Genomic DNA, 21480 nt, shown 5'->3' with positions numbered 1-21480 from the left:
TTAACCATTCAATAACGGGGAACGAGTCGGCCGTCATGGAGGCTGCAGCAAAAGTCCAACGCCAGATGGTGCGCCTGCGCGGGCGCTCCTATGTGGCCTTCGTGTTCGTGCCGACGGTTCCGATCCAGGACTGGCTCCAGGAGATCGACGCCACCATTGCCCGCTCGCCTGGCTTCTTTGCGGGCCGGCCGGTGGTGGTCGACCTGTCCTCGGTCGACCTCAGCCAGTCCGGCATCAGCCATCTGCTCACCAGCCTCCAGGACCGCGGCATCCGCGTGCTCGGGATCGAGGGCGTGGACGAATCGCGGCTGACGGCGGCCATGCCGCCGCTGCTCTCGGGCGGGCGCAGCTGCGTGGTCGAGCCGAGCGCGCCGAAGAAGGCTGAAGCTAAGGCCGAGGCCAAGCCGACCTCGCTGCTGCTCGAGGCGCCGGTGCGCTCCGGCCAGACCGTGATCTTTCCCGAAGGCGACGTCACCATTCTCGGCTCGGTCGGCTCGGGCGCCGAGATCGTCGCCGGCGGCTCCATCCACGTCTACGGCGCGCTGCGCGGCCGCGCCATGGCCGGCGTCAACGGGCACACGAGCGCGCGGATTTATTGTCAGAAGATCGAGGCCGAACTGCTTGCAATTGACGGGTTTTACCAGACTGCGGACGACATCGACGCCGCCTTGCGCGGCAAGCCGGCGCAGGCCTGGCTGCAGGGGAATACCATGCGAATTACAGCACTGAACTGACCAGAAGGAGATTTTTGAGATGGCCAAGGTACTGGTCGTGACATCAGGCAAGGGCGGCGTCGGCAAGACCACGACGACCGCAGCACTAGGCGCTGCATTGGCGCAGCGCGGCGACAAGGTCGTCGTCGTCGATTTCGACGTGGGCTTGCGAAACCTCGACCTCGTGATGGGCGCCGAACGCCGCGTGGTGTTCGACCTCATCAACGTGGTCCAGGGTGTCGCGAAACTCCCGCAGGCGCTGATCAAGGACAAGCGGCTTGAGAACCTCTGGCTGCTACCCGCCTCGCAAACGCGCGACAAGGACGCGCTGACGGAGGAGGGCGTCGGCAAGGTTATCGCCGACCTGCGCAGCCGCTTCGACTGGGTGATCTGCGACAGTCCGGCCGGTATCGAGCGGGGCGCTTCCATGGCGATGCGCTTTGCCGACGAGGCCGTGATCGTGACCAATCCGGAAGTCTCCTCGGTGCGCGATTCCGACCGCATCATCGGCATGCTCGATTCCAAGACCGTACGGGCCGAGAAGGGCGAGCGCGTCGAGAAGCACATTCTCATCACGCGCTACGATCCCTCGCGTGCCGCGCGCGGCGAGATGCTGACCATCGACGACATCCTGGAAATCCTCGCAACGCCCTTGCTCGGCATCATCCCTGAGAGCCAGGACGTGTTGAAGGCCTCCAACGTCGGCACGCCGGTGACGCTCTCGAACGCGGATGGAGCGCCGGCGCGGGCCTATATGGACGCGGCCAAGCGCCTCTGCGGTGAGAGCGTGGCGATGCATGTTCCCGCCGAGCGCAGGGGTCTGATGGATCGTCTGCTGCGACGGAGGGCTGCATGAGCATGGGTCTGCTTCGACTTCTCCGCGGCAACAAAGCCTCCGCACCCGTCGCCCGCGAACGGTTGCAGATCCTGCTTGCACATGAACGCGGGTTGCGCGGCCAGCCCGATCTGCTCGGCGTGCTGCGTGAGGAAATCCTCGCCGTCGTCTCCAGACATGTCACGCTGGATCCGACCAAGGTCATCGTCCGGCTCGAGCGCGGCGACGAGGTGTCGACCCTGGAGGTCGATATCGAGGTGCCCAACGATATCGAGCGCAAGAGGGTCGCGGTCGGGTAGGGGACCTGACCGAAAGCTGCCAATCTTGGTGTAGGTTTCTTGGTATAGGTTTCTTGGCGTGGGTTTCTTGGGGTAGGTTTCTTGGGGTGGGTGAAAAGGCGGTCCGCCGGGCATTGGTGGGCCGCCTTTGTTCTTGCGCGGGTGTGGACCCGTGCGGAACGCGGGCCGGGCCTGATCGTTGTCATAAGCGTGCGGGACAGCCGAGTGATGTCCCGTGGCTTCTGCAAGCGGGAGAAGCGCCCATGATGTCCGAGGTCCAGGTCCACACCGTCGCGCGGCAGATGCTGGAACGACATGGTTTCGCTGCGATTGCGAAAGCCGCCGAACAGGCCCAGGCCTGCGAGAGCCGCGGCGAGGCCGAAGAGGCCAAGGAATGGCGTCACATCGAGGGCGCCATGAAGATCATGCGCGGGCCCACCCAAGGCTGATCAGCTCCGCACGTTCCGTCCTTGACCATATCGAGGACGCGGCTTGCCAGTTCCGGGCGTCCGGGTGGCTCAGCGCTCGCGCTGATCGGCGCGTTGCGCGCCGGACTTGTGCTGCGTCTGCGGCTGGGCGCGTTCGCCGGTCTCCTTGCAGGGCAGCTGCTCCCAGGATCCATCCGGCGCCTGCTGATAGGCGCTGCACGATGACGACGAGGCCGATTTGTCCTCGCCTTTCTGGACGTCGGAATTCTTCGCCAGCGCCGGGGCAGTCAGCACGGAGCCGGCCACGAGAGCTCCGGCGAAAACGAGATAGGCAATCCGCATGAGGGTTCTCCTGTTCGAAGCAGGCCGCATGCTCCTGACGATTGTGACGAATATTTGCCAGCGCGGCAGTTCCGCCGCGCGATGCTTAACGCCGCTTCATTGCTCGGCGGGTTCGATGGGAATCGCGTTGCGCCGGGCGCAGGCGCGCAGCCAGCCGATCACGCCCGGCTGCACCGAGAACTCGTAATTGTCCTCAATGGTCTTGGCTTTCAGGCAGGGAGCGCCAAATTGGCGGCGACGATCACCGCAACGGCCGCGATCCGGCGCGTCCAAGGCATATGGGTTGGCATGGCCCCTCCCGCCTTGTCCTCAGCTCGAAGCATTGGACTCGGAGGGCGCGCCGAGGCTCACCGGCAAAGCCGGGCGGAGCCGCGCTAGCCGCCCTTGCTGCGGATCAGGCCGGCGAGATTGGTCTTCTGCGCCTCGCACCAGCCGGGCATGCCGAGGCGGCGCTGATCCATGTCGGTGGCCTGCGTCGCCACCGCGACCTCGGCCATCAGATCGTCGTCCTGCTTCTCGCCCATCTTGCCGCCGGTGTGCATCCAGGCGATCGCCTTGCGCACCTTCTCGGTGGTGCCGTCGGGCAGGTGCATCTGCTGCGCCTTCTGCAGCAGGTCCTGATAGACGAGATCGGTGCCCGGGCATTCGACCTTGGCGGCGAAGGCCTGCAAGACCATCGTCACATAGGTCGAACGGACTGGCGCATCGCCCGCCTGGGCCGGCGCAGCGATCAACAACAGACCTGCGATCAGAAAACCGGTGCGCATTCTTGGGCTACCTCCTCGATTTTTGGAAAGGCTAGCGTCCGGCGCGCCGCTCCGCAATGGTGCCGGGATGTAATTGTGGCGCCTCGATGCGGTGCGCTATCGTAGCCGGTACCCCCGGCCACGGAGAGCGACATGAGCCTGTTCAGCACGCCGTTCGATCCCGCCCACGACACCGCGCTCGTCACCGGCGCCGGCAACGGCATCGGCCGGGCGATCGCGCTGGGCCTGGTTGGCGAGGGCATCCGGACCATGTTCGCGGATGTGAGCGCGGAGCGGGTGAGCGCCGCGATCGGCGCAAGCAAAACGCCTGAGCTGGCGGTGCCCTGGGTCGGCGATCTCGCGCAGCTCGAGGCTTGCGACGAGCTGCTGGCCTCGGCACATGCCGTGCTGGGCGACGTCACGCATTTCGTCCACAGCGCCTCGCCGCCGCGGCGCGAGGCCGATCACGCGCTCGCGGTCGACCGCAGGACGTGGCAGGAGATGCACGCCGTCAATCTCGATGCCGGCTTTCATCTGGCGCGCGGGATCGCAACACGGCTGATCGATTTGAGGCGGCCCGGCTCGTTCCTGTTCCTCACCTCGCTGCATGCGGGCACGCCGCGCAACCTGCCGCATTATTCGACGGCGAAGGCGGGGATGGCGATGCTGGTGAAGGAGCTCGCAAAGACCTTTGGCCGTCACAATATCCGCGTCAACGCGCTGGTGCCCGGTGCGATCGCGGCCGGCGGGTTCGTCGCCGACGCCTCGCTGGCGAAGCACATTCCGCTCGGACGCCTCGGCGAAGCAAACGACCTCGCGCCGATGGCGCTCACGGTGCTCTCGAACAAGCTGTCAGCTTACGTCACCGGCGCAGCGTTCGTCGTCGACGGCGGACTATCGCTGACGAACTGGTTCGAAGCGCCGGAGCTGGGAGATTAGCGCTGCCAGGCCGGCACGGGATCGAGCGGGGTGCGATAGACCTCATTGTGATCGCGATCGGTAACGCGCACCGCGCAACCCTTCTGCTGCAGCTCCGGCTTCACCTGCGACAGCTCGCATGCGAGCTGAACGGCGCGATCCGAAGCGACCTCGATGTCTTCGAGGATGATTCCACCCTGGTTCTTGAACTCTTCACCAACCACGAGATCGAAGGAGTAGTATGGCATCCGAACTCTCCGGTGTGACGACCCAAATTCCCAAACGAAGACTTCGAAGCAAGTCTTCAAAACATGCTGGATCGTACCACTGAGTCGTTATTTATTGGATGAACAAGCCGCATAATCTCTGTGCCTAAGGCGCAGAAATGATGAGCAATGAACAGCGGCGTTAAGATTTTATTAAACATGTCCACGCGATCATGAGGGATGGAATTGCAGCAGAACCGGGCTCCGGGAACCGGCAGCTGCAAGAGAGGGCCGGCGGCATAGATCCCGACGGCCTTTTCTCTTGAGGCTTTCGTCGCGCAAATTTGCTTCACGAAAGCTTCCTTGGCCATGACGAGTCAGCATCACTTCCCGTAATCACCCGGACTCAACGCATCAGCTCGACTCGGACAGCGTGCAGCGATGCTGGCGCGCGTCTAAAGCGCGATGAGATTGGGTTGAATCCTCATCGCGCTTTAGGTTGTTGTTTGCCCATGATCTTTATCTTTTCGGGAAACCGCTTCGCGCTTTCCGGATCATGCTTTAGTGCACCGGCATCGGCGGACGCACGACAGGTCCGTCGTCATCCGCAACTGCCTGCGTCGTCGTCACAGGTGGGGCCGGCGGCGGGGCTGCGGCCGCCTGTGACGGCGGTGGCGGTGGCGGTGCGGGCGAGTAGGCCGGCATGTAGGTGTGCGACACGGCCGGCTTCGGTTTGCGAACCGGCGGCGGTGCAGGTCGTGGCGGAATGGCAGACAGGCGTGCGCGCGGGTCGACCGGCTTGACCTCGGCCACGGGCTTCGGCGCGGGCGGCTTGGTCATCTCGCGGGCCAGCTGCTCCTGGCCGGACTTCAGCTCGGCGACGGTCGTCTTGAGCTGCTCGATCTGCTGCGCCATCGCGGCGATGTCGCGCGTCATCGACTCCATCGATTGTGTGGCATCGGGCTGCGCTGCTGCGGTGGCGGCGGCAGGCTGAGGTGGAGGCGGCGAGGCCGGTTGATCGGCGATCTGATCGGTCGCCGCCGGCGGAGCCTCAGCTGTCGCGGGCGGGGCGGCCTGCGCAGCGGCGACCGGCGCCGTCTGCGAAGTCGCAGGCAGCAGCGAGGCCAATGCGGGTGTCCATTGCGCGAGTGCCGGTGTCCATTGCGCAAGTATCTGCCTCGCGGTGTCGCCGTGCTGCTCCCAGGCGATCGCAGCCGCCGCGCTGCCGCCGGCAAACAGACACGCGACGAATGCGCCGCGCAGCCATCTGCCGCCCGCGGATCGCTTCTGCCGGCCATGACCATCGCCAGCCTCGACGCGTACCGCGGTGTCGACCGACGGAGCGGCAGCTGGCGCGCCGTAGACGATGCTGATTTTGGGCTCCGGTGCGAACTTCGGCTCCGGACGGAGCGTGATATCGGGCGCCAGCGTCGGAGAAACGCTGATGGGCCGCGAAGCCCGCACCATATCCGGAGAGATCTGAACCGCGTCGTGCGGATCGTTGTCCTTGATCGTGTCCTTCACGATCTCATCGACGATTTGCTTGCTGTTCAGCGTCGCGAGCATCGCAGCTCCTTTGAAGCGCTCTTGGTCCGCATTGGCGCGAGCCGATTCGTTGAGGTGAGCCCATTCCCAAGTCCCATGACGCACGAGTCCAGTCGGGTTTGACCAAAGCAAGGCGGGGTGGTGGAGATGATGCGGCGCTCTTCCGCCGTTTGTGGTGATGGAACCCGCCCGATCGAACACGCGCAATTCCGGCCTGCCTTGTTTTCAGCACGATTTGGGCAGCATCTAGTACGTACGGCTGGGGGCGCTATCGGGGGGCCGGTGGTGCCAAAATCTCTGATCACTCTGTTCGTCGTTGCCTTGCTGCCGCTTGGCGGCTGCATGCAGGCAACGCTCTCGCCGTCGACGGATGCGAGCATGACGCCGCGCGACCGGCAGTTGCTCGCACATACGCCCTACGCGCAGGCCAGCGTGCCTGAGCAATATCTCCGTCACATCGTCGATTATCCGCGCAAGGAGCAGCCGGGCACGATCCTGGTCGATACCGACGCGCGCTATCTCTATTACGTGCTGCCCGGGGGCAAGGCGATCCGCTACGGCGTCGCGGTCGGAGAGGAGGCGATGGCCTTCTCCGGCGTCGCGCGTGTCGGGCGTCTCGCGGAATGGCCGGACTGGGTCCCGACCGCAGAGATCCAGGCGCGGCTCGGGCCGTATCCGGCGCGCGTTCCCGGCGGTCCCGCCAATCCGCTGGGCGCCCGCGGCATCTATCTTTATGTCGGCAACAAGGACACGCTCTACCGCATCCACGGCACCAACCAGCCCGAATATATCGGGCAGGCGATCTCGTCCGGCTGCATCCGGATGCGCAACGAGGACGTCATCGACCTCTACGACCGCGTGAAGCTCAACTCGACCGTGGTGGTGCTGCCGCCCGGGCAGAATGCGCGAGTCGAGGCCGGGTCCGGCTGGCGCGGGTGAGGCGCGGGACTGGGTCCGAAGCGTAGCGGCCACAGCGCTCACTCAGGCGTGAAGGCGCGCGCGATCGGTGCGTCGTCAAGAGTGAAATACCTCACAGCCGTTTTGCTGCGGTTGCGCTATGCCTCCATGGCTCGTTGCCATTGGAGGCATCATGCAGAAATTCTTTCATTCATTGAATGAGACTGATCGCCGTGTCGTCCGCAGGTGGCGGATCGTGACACTCGGCTTTTACGGATCGCTCGTGGCCGGCATGGGGCTCTTTGTGGCGATGCATTGGAATGCGGAGGTGAATTACGCCTCGGTCGATTCCAGTGTGCACGCGAAAACCGTCAGAACGTCGGGGCGTTAAGCCATCTGCCGGCGCCCTTTATTCGTCGGGTCGTGCGATGCGCCATTGCAACGTCGTGGCGTTGCCGTTGGCATCGCCAGGCGCCTTGTCGGCGGGTGACGTATAGAGCGGGCGATAGCGGTAGGCCCACATCTTGCTGCCGTCGTTGCGGCTGATCACGGTGAAGTCGCCGACCGCTTTGGCATCGGCGGTTGCTGCCAGCGGCACCCAACTTTCGGTGCACTTGCCGTTGCAATTCGAGGTCTTTCCTGTGGTGTCCCGCTCGTAATAGTAGAGCGTCATGCCCTTGAGATCGACGAGCTTGGGACCCTGCTTGGTCAGGACCACCTTCGCTGGTGCGCTGGTCGCCTCGGGCTTCGGCGGAGGAGGGGCATCGCCGCCATGGCCGTTCGCGAGCGCAGGAGCGGTCGAGAGCGCGACCGCCGCGGCAAAAATCACCAATCTGCGCATTCCAAGCTCCCGAGCGGCAAAGTTAATCGCGCGTTAAGCGCCGAATGTTGCCGACGGTAGCAGCCGAAGGTTAGTTCCAGGTTTCGCAGGCCTGCGACGATTGCAGACAGCAATACCGGCTTGTGCCTTTTTTGTTTGACGCGTTTTCTTGACGCGACCCGGCACCCACTTCGCGCGAAAACACTTTAGACCTCGCGCAGCGGGGCGCGGCTGAGCTCATTGCCGGCGGCAATGGCCTTGCGCAGCAGTCGCACCAACTCGTCGCCTTCTTTGGCGGTAAGGCCGCGCAGCATGGTGCGCTGGGCCGACTCCACCGCCGGCGTGATCCTGCGCAGCGTGCGCCGGCCCTCGTCGGTGATCTCGAGCTCGCGGGCACGGCGGTCGCGAGGGCTCGCGCGGCGCTCGGCGAGGCCTTTCTGGACGAGGCGGTCGATCACGCCGGTGATGGTGGTGCGGTCATAGGCGATCAGGCCGGCAAGCGTCACCTGATCGAGCCCTGGATTGGCCTTGATGGTCGCGAGCGCGGCGTATTGCACCGGCGTGAGGTCGAAGCCGGCATCGCCGACTTCGGCCAGAAATACCGCCACCGCGATCTGCTGGAATCGGCGCGCCAGATGTCCGGGCATGTCGTTGTGGTCTTTCACCGAATTCTCCTTTCGCACGCAGAGCGATGGCGCGTTGACAAGTATACTGATAGTCAGCATACTGAGCAATACCCAAACAGAACATTGCCGGGAGAGGTGCTCATGCAATTCCATCTCAATGGATTTCAGCCGGGCGATCCCGAGATCGCCGATCCCGCCGAACGCGTGCAGGCTTCGGGCGCTGCCGGCGCGGTGCCCGCCGAGGTCGATGTCCTCATCGTCGGCTGCGGCCCTGCGGGCCTGACGCTCGCCGCCCAGCTCGCGCAATTCCCTGACGTCAAGACCTGCATCGTCGAGCAGAAGCCGGGCCGGCTGCTGGTCGGGCAGGCCGACGGCATTGCCTGCCGCACCATGGAGATGTTCCACGCATATGGCTTCAGCGAGCGCGTGCTGAAGGAGGCGTATTGGGTCAACGAGACCACGTTCTGGAAGCCCGATGAGCGGACGCCGGAAAAGATCGTGCGCAGCGGCCGGGTACAGGACGTCGAGGACGGCCTGTCGGAATTCCCCCACGTCATCCTGAACCAGGCGCGCATCCATGACGGCTTTCTCGACGTCATGCGCAAATCGCCGGCCAAGCTCGAGCCGCATTACAGCCGCCGCCTGCTCGATCTTGGGGTCGATCCGGCCGCGGGTCCCGCCGATCATGCCGTGACCGTGCGTCTCGAACGCGTCGATGCCGGAAGCGAGGGTAAGGTCGAGATCATCAAGGCGCGCTACGTCGTCGGCTGCGACGGCGCGCGCAGCACGGTGCGCAAGTCGATCGGCCGCGAGCTGCATGGCGATTCCGCCAACCACGCCTGGGGCGTGATGGACGTGCTGGCGGTGACCGATTTTCCGGACATCCGCTTCAAGGCGCTGATCCAGTCGGCGAAGGACGGTAGCCTGCTGATCATTCCGCGCGAGGGCGGCTACATGGCGCGCCTCTATGTCGAGCTCGCCAAGCTCGAAATCGGCGAGCGCGTCGCCAACCGCAACATCACCGCCGAGGACGTGATCGCGAAAGCGCAGCGGATCCTCAAACCCCATACGCTCGAAGTGAAGGAGATCGCCTGGTGGTCGGTCTATGAGATCGGCCAGCGCCTGACCGACAAGTTCGACGACGTGCCGGAGGCCGAGATCGCGACGCGCCTGCCGCGCATCTTCATCGCCGGCGATGCCTGCCATACCCACAGCCCAAAAGCGGGTCAGGGCATGAACGTCTCGATGCAGGACGCCTTCAATCTCGGCTGGAAGCTTGCCGCGGTGCTGCGCAAGCAGTGCGCACCACACCTGCTGCATTCCTATTCGGCCGAGCGCCAGGCGGTGGCGAAGGAGCTGATCGATTTCGACCGTGAGTGGGCAGGAATTTTGGCGTCCGCTGCCAAGGCCGGCGGCGCCGATGCCGCCAAGACGCAGGACTATTTTGTCAGGCACGGCCGCTACACCGCGGGCACGGCAACGCATTATGGACCATCGATCCTCACCGCAGCGACCTCACATCAGCACCTCGCTAGAGGCCTCGTCATCGGCAAGCGTTTTCACTCTGCGCCGGTGATCCGGCTCGGCGATGCCAAGCCGGTGCATCTCGGCCATGCCGCGCAGGCGGACGGCCGGTTCCGGATCTACGCGTTTTCTCCTGCGGAAGATCCCGCGGCCGCGGGTTCGGCCATTCGCGCGCTGTGCAATTTCCTCACCAGCGCGAAAGAATCGCCGGTGCGGCGCTATACGCCCGCTGGCGCCGACATCGACAGCGTGATCGATCTGCGTGCAGTCTTCCAGCAGGATCATCGCGATCTGGCGATTGAGGCGATGCCGCCACTGCTGCTCCCGCGCAAGGGCCGCTATGGTCTCATCGACTATGAGAAGATGTTCTGTGCCGACTCCAAGAGCGGCCACGATGTGTTCGCCATGCGCGGCATCGACCGGAAGGCCGGCTGCATGGTCGTGGTGCGGCCGGACCAGTATGTCGCGACCGTGCTGCCGATCGATGATTTTGCTGCGCTTGCGTCGTACTTCGACGGCTTCATGCTGCAAGCGAGCTGAGGGCATACAGCGCTCCCAGCGCGCTGCGCCGATGAACGACGAATGAATATTGAACCGCGTACGGCGTGCATCTCAATCTTTCGACGGATGCGACGGCTGCACGCGGAACGCTCGGTTCAATGGTGCGTTCGGCCCTGAGAGGAGGAACATGCCATGAGACTCAAAAGCTTTTTGGTTGCAGCATTGCTGCTCGCCCCGACGGCCGCGCTGGCCGCGCCGGGCATCGTCACCGTCTCGACCGGGCTGCGCGCCGGTCCGGGTTCGGGCTTTCCCCTGGTCGATCGCATCCCTGAGGGCGCCCGCGTCAACATCCATGGCTGCCTGCGCGGCAATGCCTGGTGCGACGTGAGCTTCTCGGATGATCGCGGCTGGGTGTCGTCGCAATATCTCGAATATCTCTACCGTAACCACTACGTCTATCTCCCTGACTACGCCGACGAGATCGACGTCCCCGTCGTCCCCTTCGTGCTGACCTCGTATTGGTCGAACTACTACGAGGGCCGGCCGTGGTATCGGCGCCACGCCTACTGGAATAATTACTGGACCTCGCACCAGCGTCTCGCGACACGGATGACGATCGATCCGCGTGCGGCCCGCATCGGCCGTGCGGCGACGCGCGACGCGGCGGTCGCATTGGGACGCGAGGGTGTGCACGGCAGGGCTAACGTCAGGAGTGACACCGTCGTCTCCGGACGCGACGCCGCGACCGCACGCCACGACGCTGCGATCGGCAGACGCGACATCGCGGTGACGGCGGACCGGACCCGCACGGTGCGAAGCGAGCGCTTCGCGCATGAGCAGATCAACACGCCGAGCCGCAATACGCGCGATGCGCAGGCGCGTATGATGCATGAGCAAGCGGCGGGCCGCGCTGCCGTGCATGTGCAGCCGATGTCACGTGCGCATGAAGCGCCGCGCGTGTCAGCGGCGCCGTCGGCCCGGCCGGCGATGCCGCATGTGGCACAGCCGAACGTGAGCCATGGTGCGCCGATGAACGCTCACGCGCAGATGCCGGCGCCGCGCGCGACGGCGCCTACGATGTCGCATGCCGGCGGCGGCGGTGCCGCGCACACCAATGCTCCTGCTCCGCATGGCGGTGGTGCGCCGGCCGGCGGCCCCGGCGGCGGTCATCAGAAGCATTAATTTAGTGTTGCGACGAAAGCCCGGTTTCCGTGCCGGGCTTTCCGTTTGGACCACCGCGAGTTCCCTGCGCGTACAATTTAAGAATGTTCTTCGCGGGCAGATTTCATCGATCGTAAGATGTCTACCCAAAGATGTCGGCATCCACTCGGGGCAGCGGGGCACGGGAGGATGACGATGAGACAGAGCCAGGCGGAAACGCGCCGCCAAAATGTCGCGAAGCGTTCGATGACCAAGGAGGCCAAGCAGCTGGCCAGCTTGATCGCCGGACTGCGCAAATCTCTCGACGGGATCCACAAAGAGCGGGCGAACTCAAAGCTCACCGGCGCCGAGATGGGTATGCTCGACGAACGCCGCAACAATCTGCTGCTCACCATCGCAGCCTTGGACGATCGCCTCTCGGCGGTGCAAGGGCTGATCGATCTCGGCCGCCCTCACGTGATCCGCGTGCACTGAGCGGATGCAGGCGCTTAGCGGTTCCGTCGCGGCGGCGATGGGCCCGGGCCCGGTGGCGATTTTGCACAGCATAGGGATTGGCAAAGCACTGGGCGGACTGCCCGGATGCAGTCGCCGCGCATTTTGCCATCGCCATGAAACTGCAAGCGATGGAACTGCCGTCGAGAGTATAGACCTCGATGCAGACTGGCTGGCGCGGATCGTAGGTTTGCGCCTCCACCGGCACAGAGCCGGGCAGGGCGTGCCAAGCAGGCTTACGACAAGCAAGCGCACGACAAGCAGAATCGCGTTCTTGACGCGTGACATGATCCCTTCTTCGTTCAGGCAGGATCGAGGCACAATGCTGTCGTGGATGGCATCAAATTGCCATGCTCCCGGCGAATTGCCGCCAAAGCCCGCTGCCACGAGGGAGACGGGTGGCAGGGCAACGCAAGGGGATGCGCATTGGCCTATAAAATGGTCGCAGAACGCGACAACGAGAAGTGCAGTTTTGCCCGCGAAAGCCGGTTGCTGATCGTGGCGAAGGCGAAGGTATGGGCGAGCGAGGGATGGCAGGTTGTCATCACCGACCAGGACGGCAAGTCGTACACTCCGCCCGAATTCGATCAGTTGTTGGTGGCGTGACTGCCGACGGGGCTAGGGGGCGACTGGATTTGACGACGCTATTTCGACCAGGGCGCGAGGTTATCGCGCCTTTGATGACTCTCGCAGCCGCTACCGCGCTGACGGCAACGATCGCGTCCGCACAAAATCTCGACGCCGGCAAACCACCTGCAAAACTGTTCGCGGACGGCTGCGCGACCTGTCACCGCAGCCCGCGGGGATTGGCCAAGGGGCGCTTCAGCGTGACTCTCGCCTGGTTCCTGAAGGACCATTACGCAACCGGCCCGGACTCCGCCAAGGCGCTCGCTGCCTATTTGCAGTCCGTCGATGAACCGCCGCCAAGCGCCGCGGGCAAGCCTCGCGCAAAAGCCTCCCGGGCCGCGTCGCGTCCACCCAAGCCGGTGCAGAGCCCTTAGCCGCGCCGATAGGTCTGCGCGATCAGGCGATCGTGCACAGCGCGCAGCTCGGCGTTCATCCGCGTTTGTCCCGTCGTGACATAGGACAGCCAGGCGCCGTCGGCGGCGAGGCGGACGACATGGAGCCCGGGCGTTGCGTCAGTCGCGCGATGACGTTTCAGGCGCGCCTTCATCCAGTCGTTCCAGAGCCGGCGCAATGACGGATCGGTGACGGCCACCATACTCAGCGCCGCCCAGGGCGTTGCGAATCCGAACGCCTGGCCGGTGAATACCGCATTGACATAGGCGCGCGTAAAGCTGCCGCGCGGCTTGGGATCGGCGTCGATAGCGGCGTCGATCTCGGCATCGACACGGGCGAGAAGATCGGCGAACAGGCCCTCGATCAGCGCCTGCTTGCTGCCGAAATGATGAAACAGCCCGCCCTTGGTGACGCCGGCCGCTGCCGCGACCGCCTGCACCGTGACCCCCGACACGCCATGATCCATGGCGATCGCCGCGGCGCAGTCGAGCAGGGCGCGCCGCACTTGCTCGGGCTGCTTGGCGCGGGTGTAGGCGCTGTCCGCCATCAATGCACCGTGGTCTCCGAGAACAGGTTGATGACCACGACCCCCGATACGATCAGCGCGATGCCGACGAAGGCCGCGGCGTCGAGCATCTGCCGGAACAGCACGAAGGAGAGGGTCGCGGTCAGGATGATGCCGACGCCGCCCCAGATCGCATAGGCGATGCTCAGCGGAATGACCCGGATCGCCACCGACAGCGCGTAGAACGAGGCGACGTAGAACAGCACCATGGCCAGCGTCGGCCACGGCCGCGTGAACTGTGCGGATTGCTGGAGGAACGCGGACGCCGTGACCTCGAACACGATGGCGAGGGCAAGCGCTGCGTAGGCATTGACGGCTGAGGTCATGGTCAATCAGGTGTTTTTCGCTCGAAAGATACCGCGCGGTAGGTATGTTTAGCACGCGCAACGTGACTTTTGGCTGGACGAGCTATCACGAGTGAGTGACGCGCCTGCGACAGGGGGAATACGGCGCAAAGCCGCCGCACGACGATCGTGCGGCTGCCTTGAATGATCGTAGCGGCTCCGGCTCGCGTTAGTTGATTCGCACGGAGAGCTCGACGTCGTCGGCAAAGCCCGTGGACATGTAGCCGCTGCCGGGCCTGCGCACGCGCGCGAGGTAGTCGGGGCTGAAGTCGGCATTGTCGGCGACAACGATCGCGCCCGGCCTGAGATGGCTTTCGACCAGATCCAGGATATCCGGGTAGAGCGCTTTGGCGCCGTCGAGCAGCACGAGATCAATCGTCTCGGGCAGATCCGTGCGAAGCGTCTTCAGCGCATCGCCCTCGCGGATTTCGACGAGATCGATCAGGCCGCCGGCCGACAGGTTCTCCCGCGCCCGCGCGGCCTTGGATGGCTCGAACTCGCTGGTGATGAGGCGGCCGCCGCCATTGTCGCGCACGCCTGCGGCAAGGTGCAGGGTCGAGAGTCCGAACGAGGTGCCGAACTCGACGATCGCCCTGGCGCGGGAGCTGCGCGTCAGCATGTAGAGCAGCATGCCCGTCTCGCGCGACACCGCAAGCGGTGCGTCCTTCAGGCGGCCATAGAGTTCGGCGTAATCGGTCTTGCTCCGCATCATCCGCGCCCGGTCGGCATCGGACAGGTCGGCGACAGCGGCTTGCGTTGCATCGCTTGCGGCTTCGGCCTTGAGAAACAGGCGATTCAGCAGCGGCGCAAGCGATGTGATGGTCGGGGTGGTCATTCGAGGATCTCCGGGATCGGCAGGAAAGCGCGTGCTTGCGCGGAGCCTGGAATACGACTAATTCGCCGCATTTCCTATTCGCATTGCCGGGGTGTGCCATGGCCGATCGTCGAAGCCGTTCAGTTTCCTCACGAAAACAGCCGCAGCAGGTCCGCTCCACCGAGCTGGTTGCGGCCATTCTGGATGCAGCTGTTCAGGTCCTGGCAAGGGAAGGGGCGCAGCGTTTCACCACGGCGCGGGTAGCGGAGCGGGCCGGGGTGAGTGTCGGGTCGCTCTACCAATATTTTCCGAACAAGGCCGCGATCCTGTTCCGCCTCCAGAGCGACGAGTGGCGGCGCACAAGCGAGATGCTGCGCGGCATTCTCGAAGACCGGGCGAGGCCGCCCCTGGCGCGGTTGCGCGCGCTGGTCCATGCCTTCATCCGCTCCGAGTGCGAGGAGGCTGCGATTCGCACGGCGCTCAGCGACGCGGCGCCGCTCTATCGCGACGCGCCCGAGGCGCAGGAGGCGCGGGCCGGGGGCGAGGGCGTCGTCGCGGCCTTCATGCGGGAGGCGCTGCCCAAGGTCTCGGATGCGACGCGCGAGCTCGCCGGCGAGCTGATCACGACGACATTGAGCGAGGTCGGCAAGCGGTTCTCGGAGACGTCGCGTAGCGAGGCTGAGATCGCACATCATGCCGACGGGCTGGCCGACATGTTCTGCGCCTATCTCGCGGAGCTCGCGCGAGGCCGGGATCATTCCTGACATCCGCATTTGCGCGCCGATATTGTTTCGGAATCCGGAGCATGATGGGTTAGCCTCGCACCGTCCTTCGTCCAGTGCGAGTCCGCCATGCATGTTCTCCGTCCCCAATTCCGCATCGAGGAGCAGCGCGCGCTGGGATTTGCCGCAGGGCGCGGCTTCGGCGTGATCGTGGCGGCGGATGAGCGCGGCCCGCGCGCCTCGCATGTGCCGTTCGTGCTGCATCAGCGCGACGGACGCGCGATCGTGCAGGTTCATTTCACGGCAAAGAATCCGCTTGTGTCGCTGGCGGACGGCAACAGGCGCTTCCTGCTGATCGTTGCCGGCGATGATGCCTACATTTCGAACGACTGGTATTTCTCACGCGACAACGTCTCGACCTGGCTCTACGAGGCCGTGCACCTATCGGGCGTGGCGCATCTGCGCGGGCTGGATGAGAACCGCGGACATGGCGATGCGTTGCTGGCGGTGGCGGAAGCGCGGCTTCCGAAACAGCCTTGGGACCTTGCAGAGATGGAGGGCGGCAAGCGCGAGAGCATGCTGGCTGCAATCCGGGTCGTCGATCTCGTGGTGGACCAGATCGAGGGACAGGCCAAGCTCAACCAGCACAAGCCCGATGCGGACCATGTCGCGGTGGCAAACCAGTTGGCGCGTTCGGAAGAGAGTGGGCATCGGCGGCTGGCGCGAAAGATGCGAGCGCTGCGGCCGGGGCTCGGGTATGAGATCCCTTAGCTTGCCACATCCAGCTTTTGATCCTACGGACCTCCGCATGCTCGTCATCTCCATTCAAAGCCAGGTGGTTCACGGCCACGTCGGCAACAGCGCGGCGGCCTATGCCATGCAGGCGGAGGGCGTAAACGTCGCGGCGGTGCCGACGACGCTGCTGTCGAACCATCCGCGCTATCTAACCCTGCGCGGTCGCGTGCTGGAAACCGAGCTCGTCGCCGATCTGCTGAGGGGTGTCGAGGAGCGCGGTCTCGTCGAGGAAGCGGCCGTGCTCGTGACCGGCTATCTCGGCTCGGTCGGCAACGCCGCTGTGATCGCCGATTTCGTCGAGCGGGCGCTCACGCGCAATTCGAAGCTGATCTATCTCTGCGATCCCGTGGTCGGCGACGATGGCCGCGTCTATGTCGCCGAAGGCATTCTGGACGTGGTGCGGCACCGTCTGCTGCCGGCCGCGAAGATCACGACACCGAACCAGTTCGAGCTCGAGCTGCTGTCGGGCGTCGCGATTGCGGATGCGCAAGGCCTGCGTGCGGCGTGTTCGGCGCTCGCGGGGACCAGCCGCACCGATTTGGTCGCTACCGGCTGCACGCTCACTGATACGCCGGCCGGACAGGTGGAGACGATCCTCTGCGCGCATGGTCAATTGTCGCGCTTTGCAACGCCGCGTCTGCCGATCCGGCCCTATGGCACTGGCGATCTGCTCGCAGGCCTGATCGCGGCGCATCTGGCCAAGGGCCTGGCAATGGACGCAGCGGTGCGGCTCGCCGTCGACACCATCTTTGCGGTGCTGGTGCGCACGCAGCAAGCCGGCACCGCCGAGATGCGCCTCGTGCCGCTGCCGGTAACGGAGCCTAAATCGTAGCGAATCAGGTCGCGCGCTTGCCGGCAGATTGCGCTGACTTCTGCGGCTTGGCCGCGCTTCTCTGCTCACGCGCGGCGTGCGCCTTTGGCGGCTTGGCGCTGGCCACAGCCCGCGCCTTCCTGGACTTGGTGTTCGCGGCTTCCTTGCGTTCGCTCGCAACGCCGCGCTTCGAGATGTATTCCGCACCGTCGATCGGGCCGACATGCGGCGGATCGCGGTCGAGATAGGGTCGGCCGATGCCGAGCGCCTTGCCGTTGGCATCGACCCACTTCCACAGGATTTCGGTCGAGACCCACCGCTGCGCGCGGTTATTGCCCTGGGTGCTGACGATGTCGGCCGCCATGCCATGGCCGTAGCCGCCGCGGGTGCTGCCGCCGTGATAGGAGCGGTCGGAGGCGGCCTTCAGGCCGCTCGCGATCGACTGGCGATAATCGTCGCGGAACGCGCTGGTGATGCCGGGCGAGAGGCCGGCAGCTTCGGCGGCGAGCAGCGTGCGGAACAGTTTTCGCTTGAAACTCTTGTCCATGCCGCCGATGACATAGTCCATCATCGACATGCCGGCGTGCTCGGCCGCCTTCGGATCCTTCCAGCCGAAATCCTCGTCGACCAGCTTGGTGAAGCTGCGCATCACCGTGACCGTCTTGCCCCTGCGCTTGATGGTGACGGCGCGGCGCTCCTGCACCCTGATGGAGTCTTCCTTGGGCGTACGCTGGTAGAGCGTCCAGAGATAGCGGTCGATGCAGGCATCGATGACGAAGCATTCGTCGAGGACGGCGACGGTGTCTGCCGGCGGCGATGCCTTGCTTGGGGCCGGGGCGGGTCCGCCCGCGATGGAGGCGAGGGACGGTTCGTCGGTCGTCACGATCTCGGTGGGATCGGCGGATGCAATCTTGACGGGCTCGGGCGCCGGTGCAGGCGGAGCCTCGCTCATAACTGGCTCCGGTTCAGGCGAAAGCTGCGGGGCTGGGGGGGCTTCCGCCGGCAAGATCACTGTCGTATCGGCCGAAGCGAGCTTGATGGTGGAGACGGGATCCTCGGGCGCTGCTGCTTCAGCGATCGCTGGCGCCGCAGCAACGGCCGCTGCGATGTCGGCCGTCAACGCGATGCCATCCTCGATGGTTGCGGCGCGCGGAACATTGGCGAGTTCGAGACGGGGGAGATCTTTCGCGCGGGACACCGAGGCCGCATTGGCGCCGCTGTTCTCGATGAGCGCCGGAGCGTAGGCGGAGAGGGAGAGCGCCAGCCAGCCGGCCATAACGGCCGAGGGGCACGCGATAGCCACAAGAAGAGACCGCCGATCATTCATGATCCCTGCCTCCAAACGGTTCTGTTCAAAACCCGTCTTGTCCGAACAGTCTTGATGCAAACAGTCTTGCACGGAAAGGCATGTAGCGGCGTCGATTGTTCGGGGGACGATGTGGCGACGCAATGGCGCAAATGGCATAAATGGGGCTTTTCGCCTGGGTGTTGCGCAAGAGCAACGCGAGTTCCGTCGCAATTCCCGGGCTCAAGCAGCGGAAAACGCCCGCAAATTCAAGGTTCTTTTGTTGGTAAATTGAGCGAGCCGAATTTACTCGATCTTGGATTGATCAGGTGCATCTCTCCCGCGCCGGCAACGTCCGGTAGAGTTGGGAAGGACACGATAGTGAAACTGAACACCATGCTGGCCGCTTTCGCCGCCGATGAGTCCGGCGCCACCGCAATCGAATACGGCCTGATCGCGGCGGGCATCGCGCTCGCAATCATCGAAGTGATTTACGCACTCGGCACCAATCTTGTCGCAAAGCTGCAGACGCTGGCAACGGCCTTGAAATAGCGCGTTGCGCGGGCTCGCTGTTGCTTCGCTGCGCTCGCAATGAGGCGTGGAGCAGCGCGGCGTTTTGTCCGGTGCTTTGCGGCAACCTTGCTGACGTGGGTGCGTTGACAGGGCATGACGCATTCCTCGCTTCGTCCCATGGACGCCTTCGATCCCTCCGAGCCCGCCATCCTGCACGATCGTGTCTCCGGCACGATCATCACCTGGACCGCCGATCAGGCGGACGATTACCGGCGGGCCAGCCGGTTGCGCAGCGATGGAACCGTGGCCTGGAAAGCCTATGTCTTCGACGGCTGGGGCAACGTGATGGGTGGTTAGGTCTTCGGTTGGAAAACGCGTCCACCGGCGGGCGTTAGGCATATCGCCATGCACGGTACGCGATATTGCGTTGCGGCAATGCATATCGCAATGCAGCAAATCCGGCTTACATGTGCTCCGCACTTTTCCAGGAGCATCACCATGAACAAGAAGACTCTGTCGATCGCAGTTGCCGCCCTCGCCATCGTGGGCTCGACTGCCGCCTTCGCCGGCGAGCTGCCGGCCTACGAGGCCAATGGCATTCCGGCTTCGCCCCTGCAGGTCCGCGTGCTCGGCGCCAAGAATGTCGAGCAGCAGATCGCAGCGCCCGCCACCAGCGTGACGGCCCTCCAGGTCAGCGTCCTGACCCCGCGCAAGGTGAAGACCGCAACCGTGACAACGGGCTCGGTCCGCTGAATCGATCGCACCGAGCCGAGAGCTTGGTACCAAAGCTTTCCGCGACGTCATGGCCGGGCTTGTCCCGGCCATCTTTTTTGCGCGCCGGCTCGATCTCAGTCCCGGGTTTTTCTGAGGCGTGCTACGGCGATCGTGCCGGCCTTGACGCTGCTGCCGGCTGGCTGCTGCTCGGCGAGGCCCCGACCAGTTGCAGCTGGCGGGTCTTGGCACGGTGCTGTGCGGATTTTACCTGGCGCAGCGGCAGCGCTGATCGAGGGATCAACCTCCCGTCATCGTGAGGCGGCAATTGCCTGCTACTGCTTGTGCCCCGCCATCGCCGGCATAGCTATGGGGAACGTGGATTTCCGCGCCGCCCCCTTTCAGGTAAAATCATTGCATGAGCGAGATCGAAACGCTGTTCGGTGTGCTGCGCCAGTCAGTCGACGAGAACGTCGCCGATCTCATCGAGCGCATGGTGCGGGAGGCGCCGGACCACGCGCTCTCCAAGATCAACCCGCTGCATCTGGCCCGCGAGGCCAGCCTGGACGAGGAGCTGGTGATCGGCGCTCTGCTGCGCGCGGTCGGGCTCGGCATCCTGGAGATGACCTGGAGCGTGATGTGCCCGAGCTGCGCCGGCGTGCTCTCCGCCAACAAGAGTCTGAAGACGGTCAACAGCGCGCAGTATCATTGCGCGTTCTGCGCGGCGGGCTATGAGACGACGCTCGACAATCTAGTCGAGGTGACCTTCACCGTCAGCCCGCGCGTGCGCAAGATCGCCGCCCACAATGCCGACCAGCTGTCGCTCGCCGAATATTATCGCCAGGTGTTCTGGAGCTCGGCGATCGTCCTGCCCAATGATGTCGACGCCCTCATGCGCGAGCTCACGCTCGAAGCCGTCGACCTGCCGCCAGGCGAGCGGGCCATCCTGTCGCTCCAGATTCCCGCGGGCATGCTGATCCTGTTCGATCCGGTGACGCACACCGCGCAGTTCATCGAGGTCAAGGGCGAGGAGACCAGCGAGCGCCAGAACCTCGTGCTGCTCTTCAACAAGGCCGACGTGCCGGTCGACGCCGTCACGCTTCGCCCCGGCGCGCTGCGGCTGACGCTGGAGAACCGCACCGATACGCGCGTGCTGCCGGCGGTGTGGGTTGCGAACGAGCGGCTCGATGCAGTCCTGACGCGGCGGAGGCCCAGCCTCACCGCAAAGCGGCTGCTCACCAACCAGACCTTCCGCGATCTCTACCGCACCGACACGCTCGCCATCGGCCAGCGCCTGAAGATCCTGAGCCTGACCTTCCTGTTCTCCGATCTCAAGGACTCCACCGGCCTCTACGAGCATGTCGGCGACCTCGTCGCCTTCGATCTCGTCAACGAGCATTTCCGCCTGCTCCAGGAGATCATCGCCGCCGAGCGCGGCGCCGTGGTCAAGACCATCGGCGATGCCGTGATGGCGACGTTCGAGACGCCCGACCGGGCGATCGCCGCCGCGATCCGCATGCGCGAGGCCATGAGCGAGCTCGGCGCCCAGCGTCAGCAGCAAGGCCTGTTGCTGAAGATGGGCATCCACGAGGGATCGTGCCTTGCGGTCACGCTCAACGGCCAGCAGGACTATTTCGGCCAGACCGTCAACATCGCCTCGCGCGTCCAGGGCCTCGCCGCCTCGCGCTCGATCGTGGTGACGGAGCAGGTGGTGGAGAATGCCGAGACACGCAGCCTGCTCGAGGCCGGCGGCCTTGTCCCGATCCGCCGCAGCGTCGCGCTGAGCGGGATCGCGGACCGCGTGTCGGTGTACGAGATCCCGTAAGCTTCGAACAGCGGGTGCGGCACCATCCCGGATTGCGTGTTGC

General features: G+C 64.8%; 32 protein-coding genes. 19 read left to right on the top strand and 13 right to left on the bottom strand.

Annotated elements, in window-relative coordinates:
- The first annotated feature begins 35 nt into the window (after positions 1–35).
- The 4 genes from minC (at position 36) to ACVWY3_RS12525 (ending at position 2275) form a co-directional block, all read left to right on the top strand.
- Positions 36–734: a septum site-determining protein MinC gene (minC, locus tag ACVWY3_RS12540; protein ID WP_456838722.1), complete on the top strand. Its 699-nt coding sequence runs from the start codon at positions 36–38 to the stop codon at positions 732–734.
- A 19-nt stretch (positions 735–753) separates the two neighbouring features.
- The gene (gene minD / locus ACVWY3_RS12535) at positions 754–1569 is read left to right on the top strand and encodes a septum site-determining protein MinD (RefSeq protein WP_456838721.1); all 816 of its coding nucleotides are present in this window, start codon (positions 754–756) and stop codon (positions 1567–1569) included.
- Positions 1566–1847 carry a cell division topological specificity factor MinE gene (gene minE, locus ACVWY3_RS12530; protein ID WP_456838720.1) on the top strand — a complete coding sequence of 94 codons (282 nt, stop codon included), beginning with the start codon at positions 1566–1568 and terminating at the stop codon, positions 1845–1847. The genes minD and minE overlap by 4 nt, the downstream gene beginning before the upstream one ends.
- 242 nt (positions 1848–2089) lie before the next feature.
- On the top strand, positions 2090–2275 hold the full coding sequence (locus ACVWY3_RS12525; RefSeq protein WP_456838719.1) for a hypothetical protein: 186 nt from the start codon (positions 2090–2092) through the stop codon (positions 2273–2275).
- A 69-nt stretch (positions 2276–2344) separates the two neighbouring features.
- Here ACVWY3_RS12525 and ACVWY3_RS12520 read toward each other — a convergent pair whose 3' ends face one another.
- The 3 genes from ACVWY3_RS12520 to ACVWY3_RS12510 form a co-directional block, all read right to left on the bottom strand.
- Positions 2345–2596 carry a hypothetical protein gene (locus ACVWY3_RS12520; protein WP_456838718.1) on the bottom strand — a complete coding sequence of 84 codons (252 nt, stop codon included), beginning with the start codon at positions 2594–2596 and terminating at the stop codon, positions 2345–2347.
- 96 nt (positions 2597–2692) lie between these two features.
- A complete protein-coding gene (locus tag ACVWY3_RS12515) occupies positions 2693–2869 on the bottom strand; it encodes a hypothetical protein (protein WP_456838717.1) in 177 nt (58 codons plus the stop codon).
- A gap of 101 nt (positions 2870–2970) precedes the next feature.
- Entirely contained in the window at positions 2971–3363 is a 393-nt protein-coding gene (locus ACVWY3_RS12510) for a hypothetical protein (protein WP_456838716.1), read from the bottom strand.
- 132 nt (positions 3364–3495) lie between these two features.
- Here ACVWY3_RS12510 and ACVWY3_RS12505 point away from each other — a divergent pair, with 132 nt between their 5' ends.
- A complete protein-coding gene (locus ACVWY3_RS12505; protein ID WP_456838715.1) occupies positions 3496–4281 on the top strand; it encodes an SDR family NAD(P)-dependent oxidoreductase in 786 nt (261 codons plus the stop codon).
- Here ACVWY3_RS12505 and ACVWY3_RS12500 read toward each other — a convergent pair.
- From ACVWY3_RS12500 to ACVWY3_RS12490, 3 genes are all read right to left on the bottom strand, one after another.
- A complete protein-coding gene (locus tag ACVWY3_RS12500; RefSeq protein ID WP_235546697.1) occupies positions 4278–4508 on the bottom strand; it encodes a DUF6894 family protein in 231 nt (76 codons plus the stop codon). The two genes, ACVWY3_RS12505 and ACVWY3_RS12500, sit on opposite strands and share 4 nt — an antisense overlap.
- Positions 4509–4564: 56 nt before the next feature.
- Complete coding sequence (locus tag ACVWY3_RS12495) at positions 4565–4837, bottom strand: hypothetical protein (protein WP_456838714.1); 273 nt, start codon at positions 4835–4837, stop codon at positions 4565–4567.
- 190 nt (positions 4838–5027) lie between these two features.
- Positions 5028–6032 (bottom strand): hypothetical protein, encoded by a 1005-nt coding sequence (locus ACVWY3_RS12490; RefSeq protein WP_456838713.1) that lies wholly within the window; start codon positions 6030–6032, stop codon positions 5028–5030.
- 321 nt (positions 6033–6353) lie between these two features.
- Here ACVWY3_RS12490 and ACVWY3_RS12485 point away from each other — a divergent pair, with 321 nt between their 5' ends.
- On the top strand, positions 6354–6950 hold the full coding sequence (locus ACVWY3_RS12485; RefSeq protein WP_456843346.1) for a L,D-transpeptidase: 597 nt from the start codon (positions 6354–6356) through the stop codon (positions 6948–6950).
- A gap of 151 nt (positions 6951–7101) precedes the next feature.
- Complete coding sequence (locus ACVWY3_RS12480) at positions 7102–7299, top strand: hypothetical protein (protein WP_456838712.1); 198 nt, start codon at positions 7102–7104, stop codon at positions 7297–7299.
- Positions 7300–7317: 18 nt separating this feature from the next.
- Here the strand turns inward: ACVWY3_RS12480 and ACVWY3_RS12475 are convergent, their stop codons facing one another.
- Positions 7318–7749 (bottom strand): COG4315 family predicted lipoprotein, encoded by a 432-nt coding sequence (locus ACVWY3_RS12475; RefSeq protein WP_456838711.1) that lies wholly within the window; start codon positions 7747–7749, stop codon positions 7318–7320.
- Positions 7750–7934: 185 nt separating this feature from the next.
- Complete coding sequence (locus ACVWY3_RS12470; protein WP_456838710.1) at positions 7935–8393, bottom strand: MarR family winged helix-turn-helix transcriptional regulator; 459 nt, start codon at positions 8391–8393, stop codon at positions 7935–7937.
- A 102-nt stretch (positions 8394–8495) separates the two neighbouring features.
- On the opposite strand from ACVWY3_RS12470, the gene ACVWY3_RS12465 reads away from it, so the two are divergent.
- The 3 genes from ACVWY3_RS12465 to ACVWY3_RS12455 all read left to right on the top strand — a co-directional run bounded on the left by ACVWY3_RS12465 (position 8496) and on the right by ACVWY3_RS12455 (position 12014).
- Positions 8496–10418, top strand: a complete 1923-nt coding sequence (locus tag ACVWY3_RS12465; RefSeq protein WP_456838709.1) for an FAD-binding monooxygenase — start codon at positions 8496–8498, stop codon at positions 10416–10418.
- A gap of 153 nt (positions 10419–10571) precedes the next feature.
- A complete protein-coding gene (locus ACVWY3_RS12460) occupies positions 10572–11561 on the top strand; it encodes an SH3 domain-containing protein (RefSeq protein WP_456838708.1) in 990 nt (329 codons plus the stop codon).
- A gap of 174 nt (positions 11562–11735) precedes the next feature.
- Positions 11736–12014: a hypothetical protein gene (locus ACVWY3_RS12455; RefSeq protein ID WP_456838707.1), complete on the top strand. Its 279-nt coding sequence runs from the start codon at positions 11736–11738 to the stop codon at positions 12012–12014.
- Here ACVWY3_RS12455 and ACVWY3_RS12450 read toward each other — a convergent pair.
- Positions 11929–12234, bottom strand: a complete 306-nt coding sequence (locus tag ACVWY3_RS12450; RefSeq protein WP_456838706.1) for a DUF3551 domain-containing protein — start codon at positions 12232–12234, stop codon at positions 11929–11931. The genes ACVWY3_RS12455 and ACVWY3_RS12450 overlap by 86 nt on opposite strands.
- A gap of 224 nt (positions 12235–12458) precedes the next feature.
- Here ACVWY3_RS12450 and ACVWY3_RS12445 point away from each other — a divergent pair, with 224 nt between their 5' ends.
- On the top strand, positions 12459–12638 hold the full coding sequence (locus ACVWY3_RS12445; RefSeq protein WP_456843577.1) for a hypothetical protein: 180 nt from the start codon (positions 12459–12461) through the stop codon (positions 12636–12638).
- A 74-nt stretch (positions 12639–12712) separates the two neighbouring features.
- Positions 12713–13033: a hypothetical protein gene (locus ACVWY3_RS12440; RefSeq protein ID WP_456838705.1), complete on the top strand. Its 321-nt coding sequence runs from the start codon at positions 12713–12715 to the stop codon at positions 13031–13033.
- On the opposite strand, the gene ACVWY3_RS12435 is transcribed toward ACVWY3_RS12440, so the two are convergent.
- The 3 genes from ACVWY3_RS12435 to ACVWY3_RS12425 form a co-directional block, all read right to left on the bottom strand.
- A complete protein-coding gene (locus ACVWY3_RS12435) occupies positions 13030–13599 on the bottom strand; it encodes a TetR/AcrR family transcriptional regulator (RefSeq protein WP_456838704.1) in 570 nt (189 codons plus the stop codon). The genes ACVWY3_RS12440 and ACVWY3_RS12435 overlap by 4 nt on opposite strands.
- Positions 13599–13943, bottom strand: a complete 345-nt coding sequence (locus tag ACVWY3_RS12430) for a DMT family transporter (protein WP_456838703.1) — start codon at positions 13941–13943, stop codon at positions 13599–13601. The genes ACVWY3_RS12435 and ACVWY3_RS12430 overlap by 1 nt, the downstream gene beginning before the upstream one ends.
- Before the next feature lie 187 nt (positions 13944–14130).
- Positions 14131–14796 carry an O-methyltransferase gene (locus ACVWY3_RS12425; protein WP_456838702.1) on the bottom strand — a complete coding sequence of 222 codons (666 nt, stop codon included), beginning with the start codon at positions 14794–14796 and terminating at the stop codon, positions 14131–14133.
- A 98-nt stretch (positions 14797–14894) separates the two neighbouring features.
- Here ACVWY3_RS12425 and ACVWY3_RS12420 point away from each other — a divergent pair, with 98 nt between their 5' ends.
- From ACVWY3_RS12420 to pdxY, 3 genes are all read left to right on the top strand, one after another.
- The gene (locus ACVWY3_RS12420; protein ID WP_456838701.1) at positions 14895–15539 is read left to right on the top strand and encodes a TetR family transcriptional regulator; all 645 of its coding nucleotides are present in this window, start codon (positions 14895–14897) and stop codon (positions 15537–15539) included.
- Between the two features lie 87 nt (positions 15540–15626).
- Complete coding sequence (locus ACVWY3_RS12415) at positions 15627–16268, top strand: FMN-binding negative transcriptional regulator (RefSeq protein ID WP_456838700.1); 642 nt, start codon at positions 15627–15629, stop codon at positions 16266–16268.
- A 37-nt stretch (positions 16269–16305) separates the two neighbouring features.
- Complete coding sequence (gene pdxY, locus ACVWY3_RS12410) at positions 16306–17124, top strand: pyridoxal kinase (RefSeq protein WP_456838699.1); 819 nt, start codon at positions 16306–16308, stop codon at positions 17122–17124.
- A 4-nt stretch (positions 17125–17128) separates the two neighbouring features.
- Here pdxY and ACVWY3_RS12405 read toward each other — a convergent pair whose 3' ends face one another.
- Positions 17129–18430: a hypothetical protein gene (locus ACVWY3_RS12405; RefSeq protein ID WP_456838698.1), complete on the bottom strand. Its 1302-nt coding sequence runs from the start codon at positions 18428–18430 to the stop codon at positions 17129–17131.
- Between the two features lie 339 nt (positions 18431–18769).
- Here ACVWY3_RS12405 and ACVWY3_RS12400 point away from each other — a divergent pair, with 339 nt between their 5' ends.
- The 4 genes from ACVWY3_RS12400 (at position 18770) to ACVWY3_RS12385 (ending at position 21437) form a co-directional block, all read left to right on the top strand.
- Entirely contained in the window at positions 18770–18940 is a 171-nt protein-coding gene (locus ACVWY3_RS12400; RefSeq protein ID WP_456838697.1) for a Flp family type IVb pilin, read from the top strand.
- 114 nt (positions 18941–19054) lie between these two features.
- Entirely contained in the window at positions 19055–19258 is a 204-nt protein-coding gene (locus ACVWY3_RS12395; RefSeq protein WP_456838696.1) for a hypothetical protein, read from the top strand.
- A 141-nt stretch (positions 19259–19399) separates the two neighbouring features.
- Positions 19400–19654, top strand: coding sequence for a hypothetical protein (locus ACVWY3_RS12390; protein WP_456838695.1), 255 nt, complete (start codon positions 19400–19402; stop codon positions 19652–19654).
- Between the two features lie 376 nt (positions 19655–20030).
- Positions 20031–21437, top strand: coding sequence for a DUF5939 domain-containing protein (locus ACVWY3_RS12385; RefSeq protein WP_456838694.1), 1407 nt, complete (start codon positions 20031–20033; stop codon positions 21435–21437).
- Positions 21438–21480 lie beyond the last annotated feature (43 nt).

This window comes from Bradyrhizobium sp. USDA 4486 (assembly GCF_054057995.1).
This window is presented reverse-complemented; position numbering and strand designations above follow the sequence as displayed.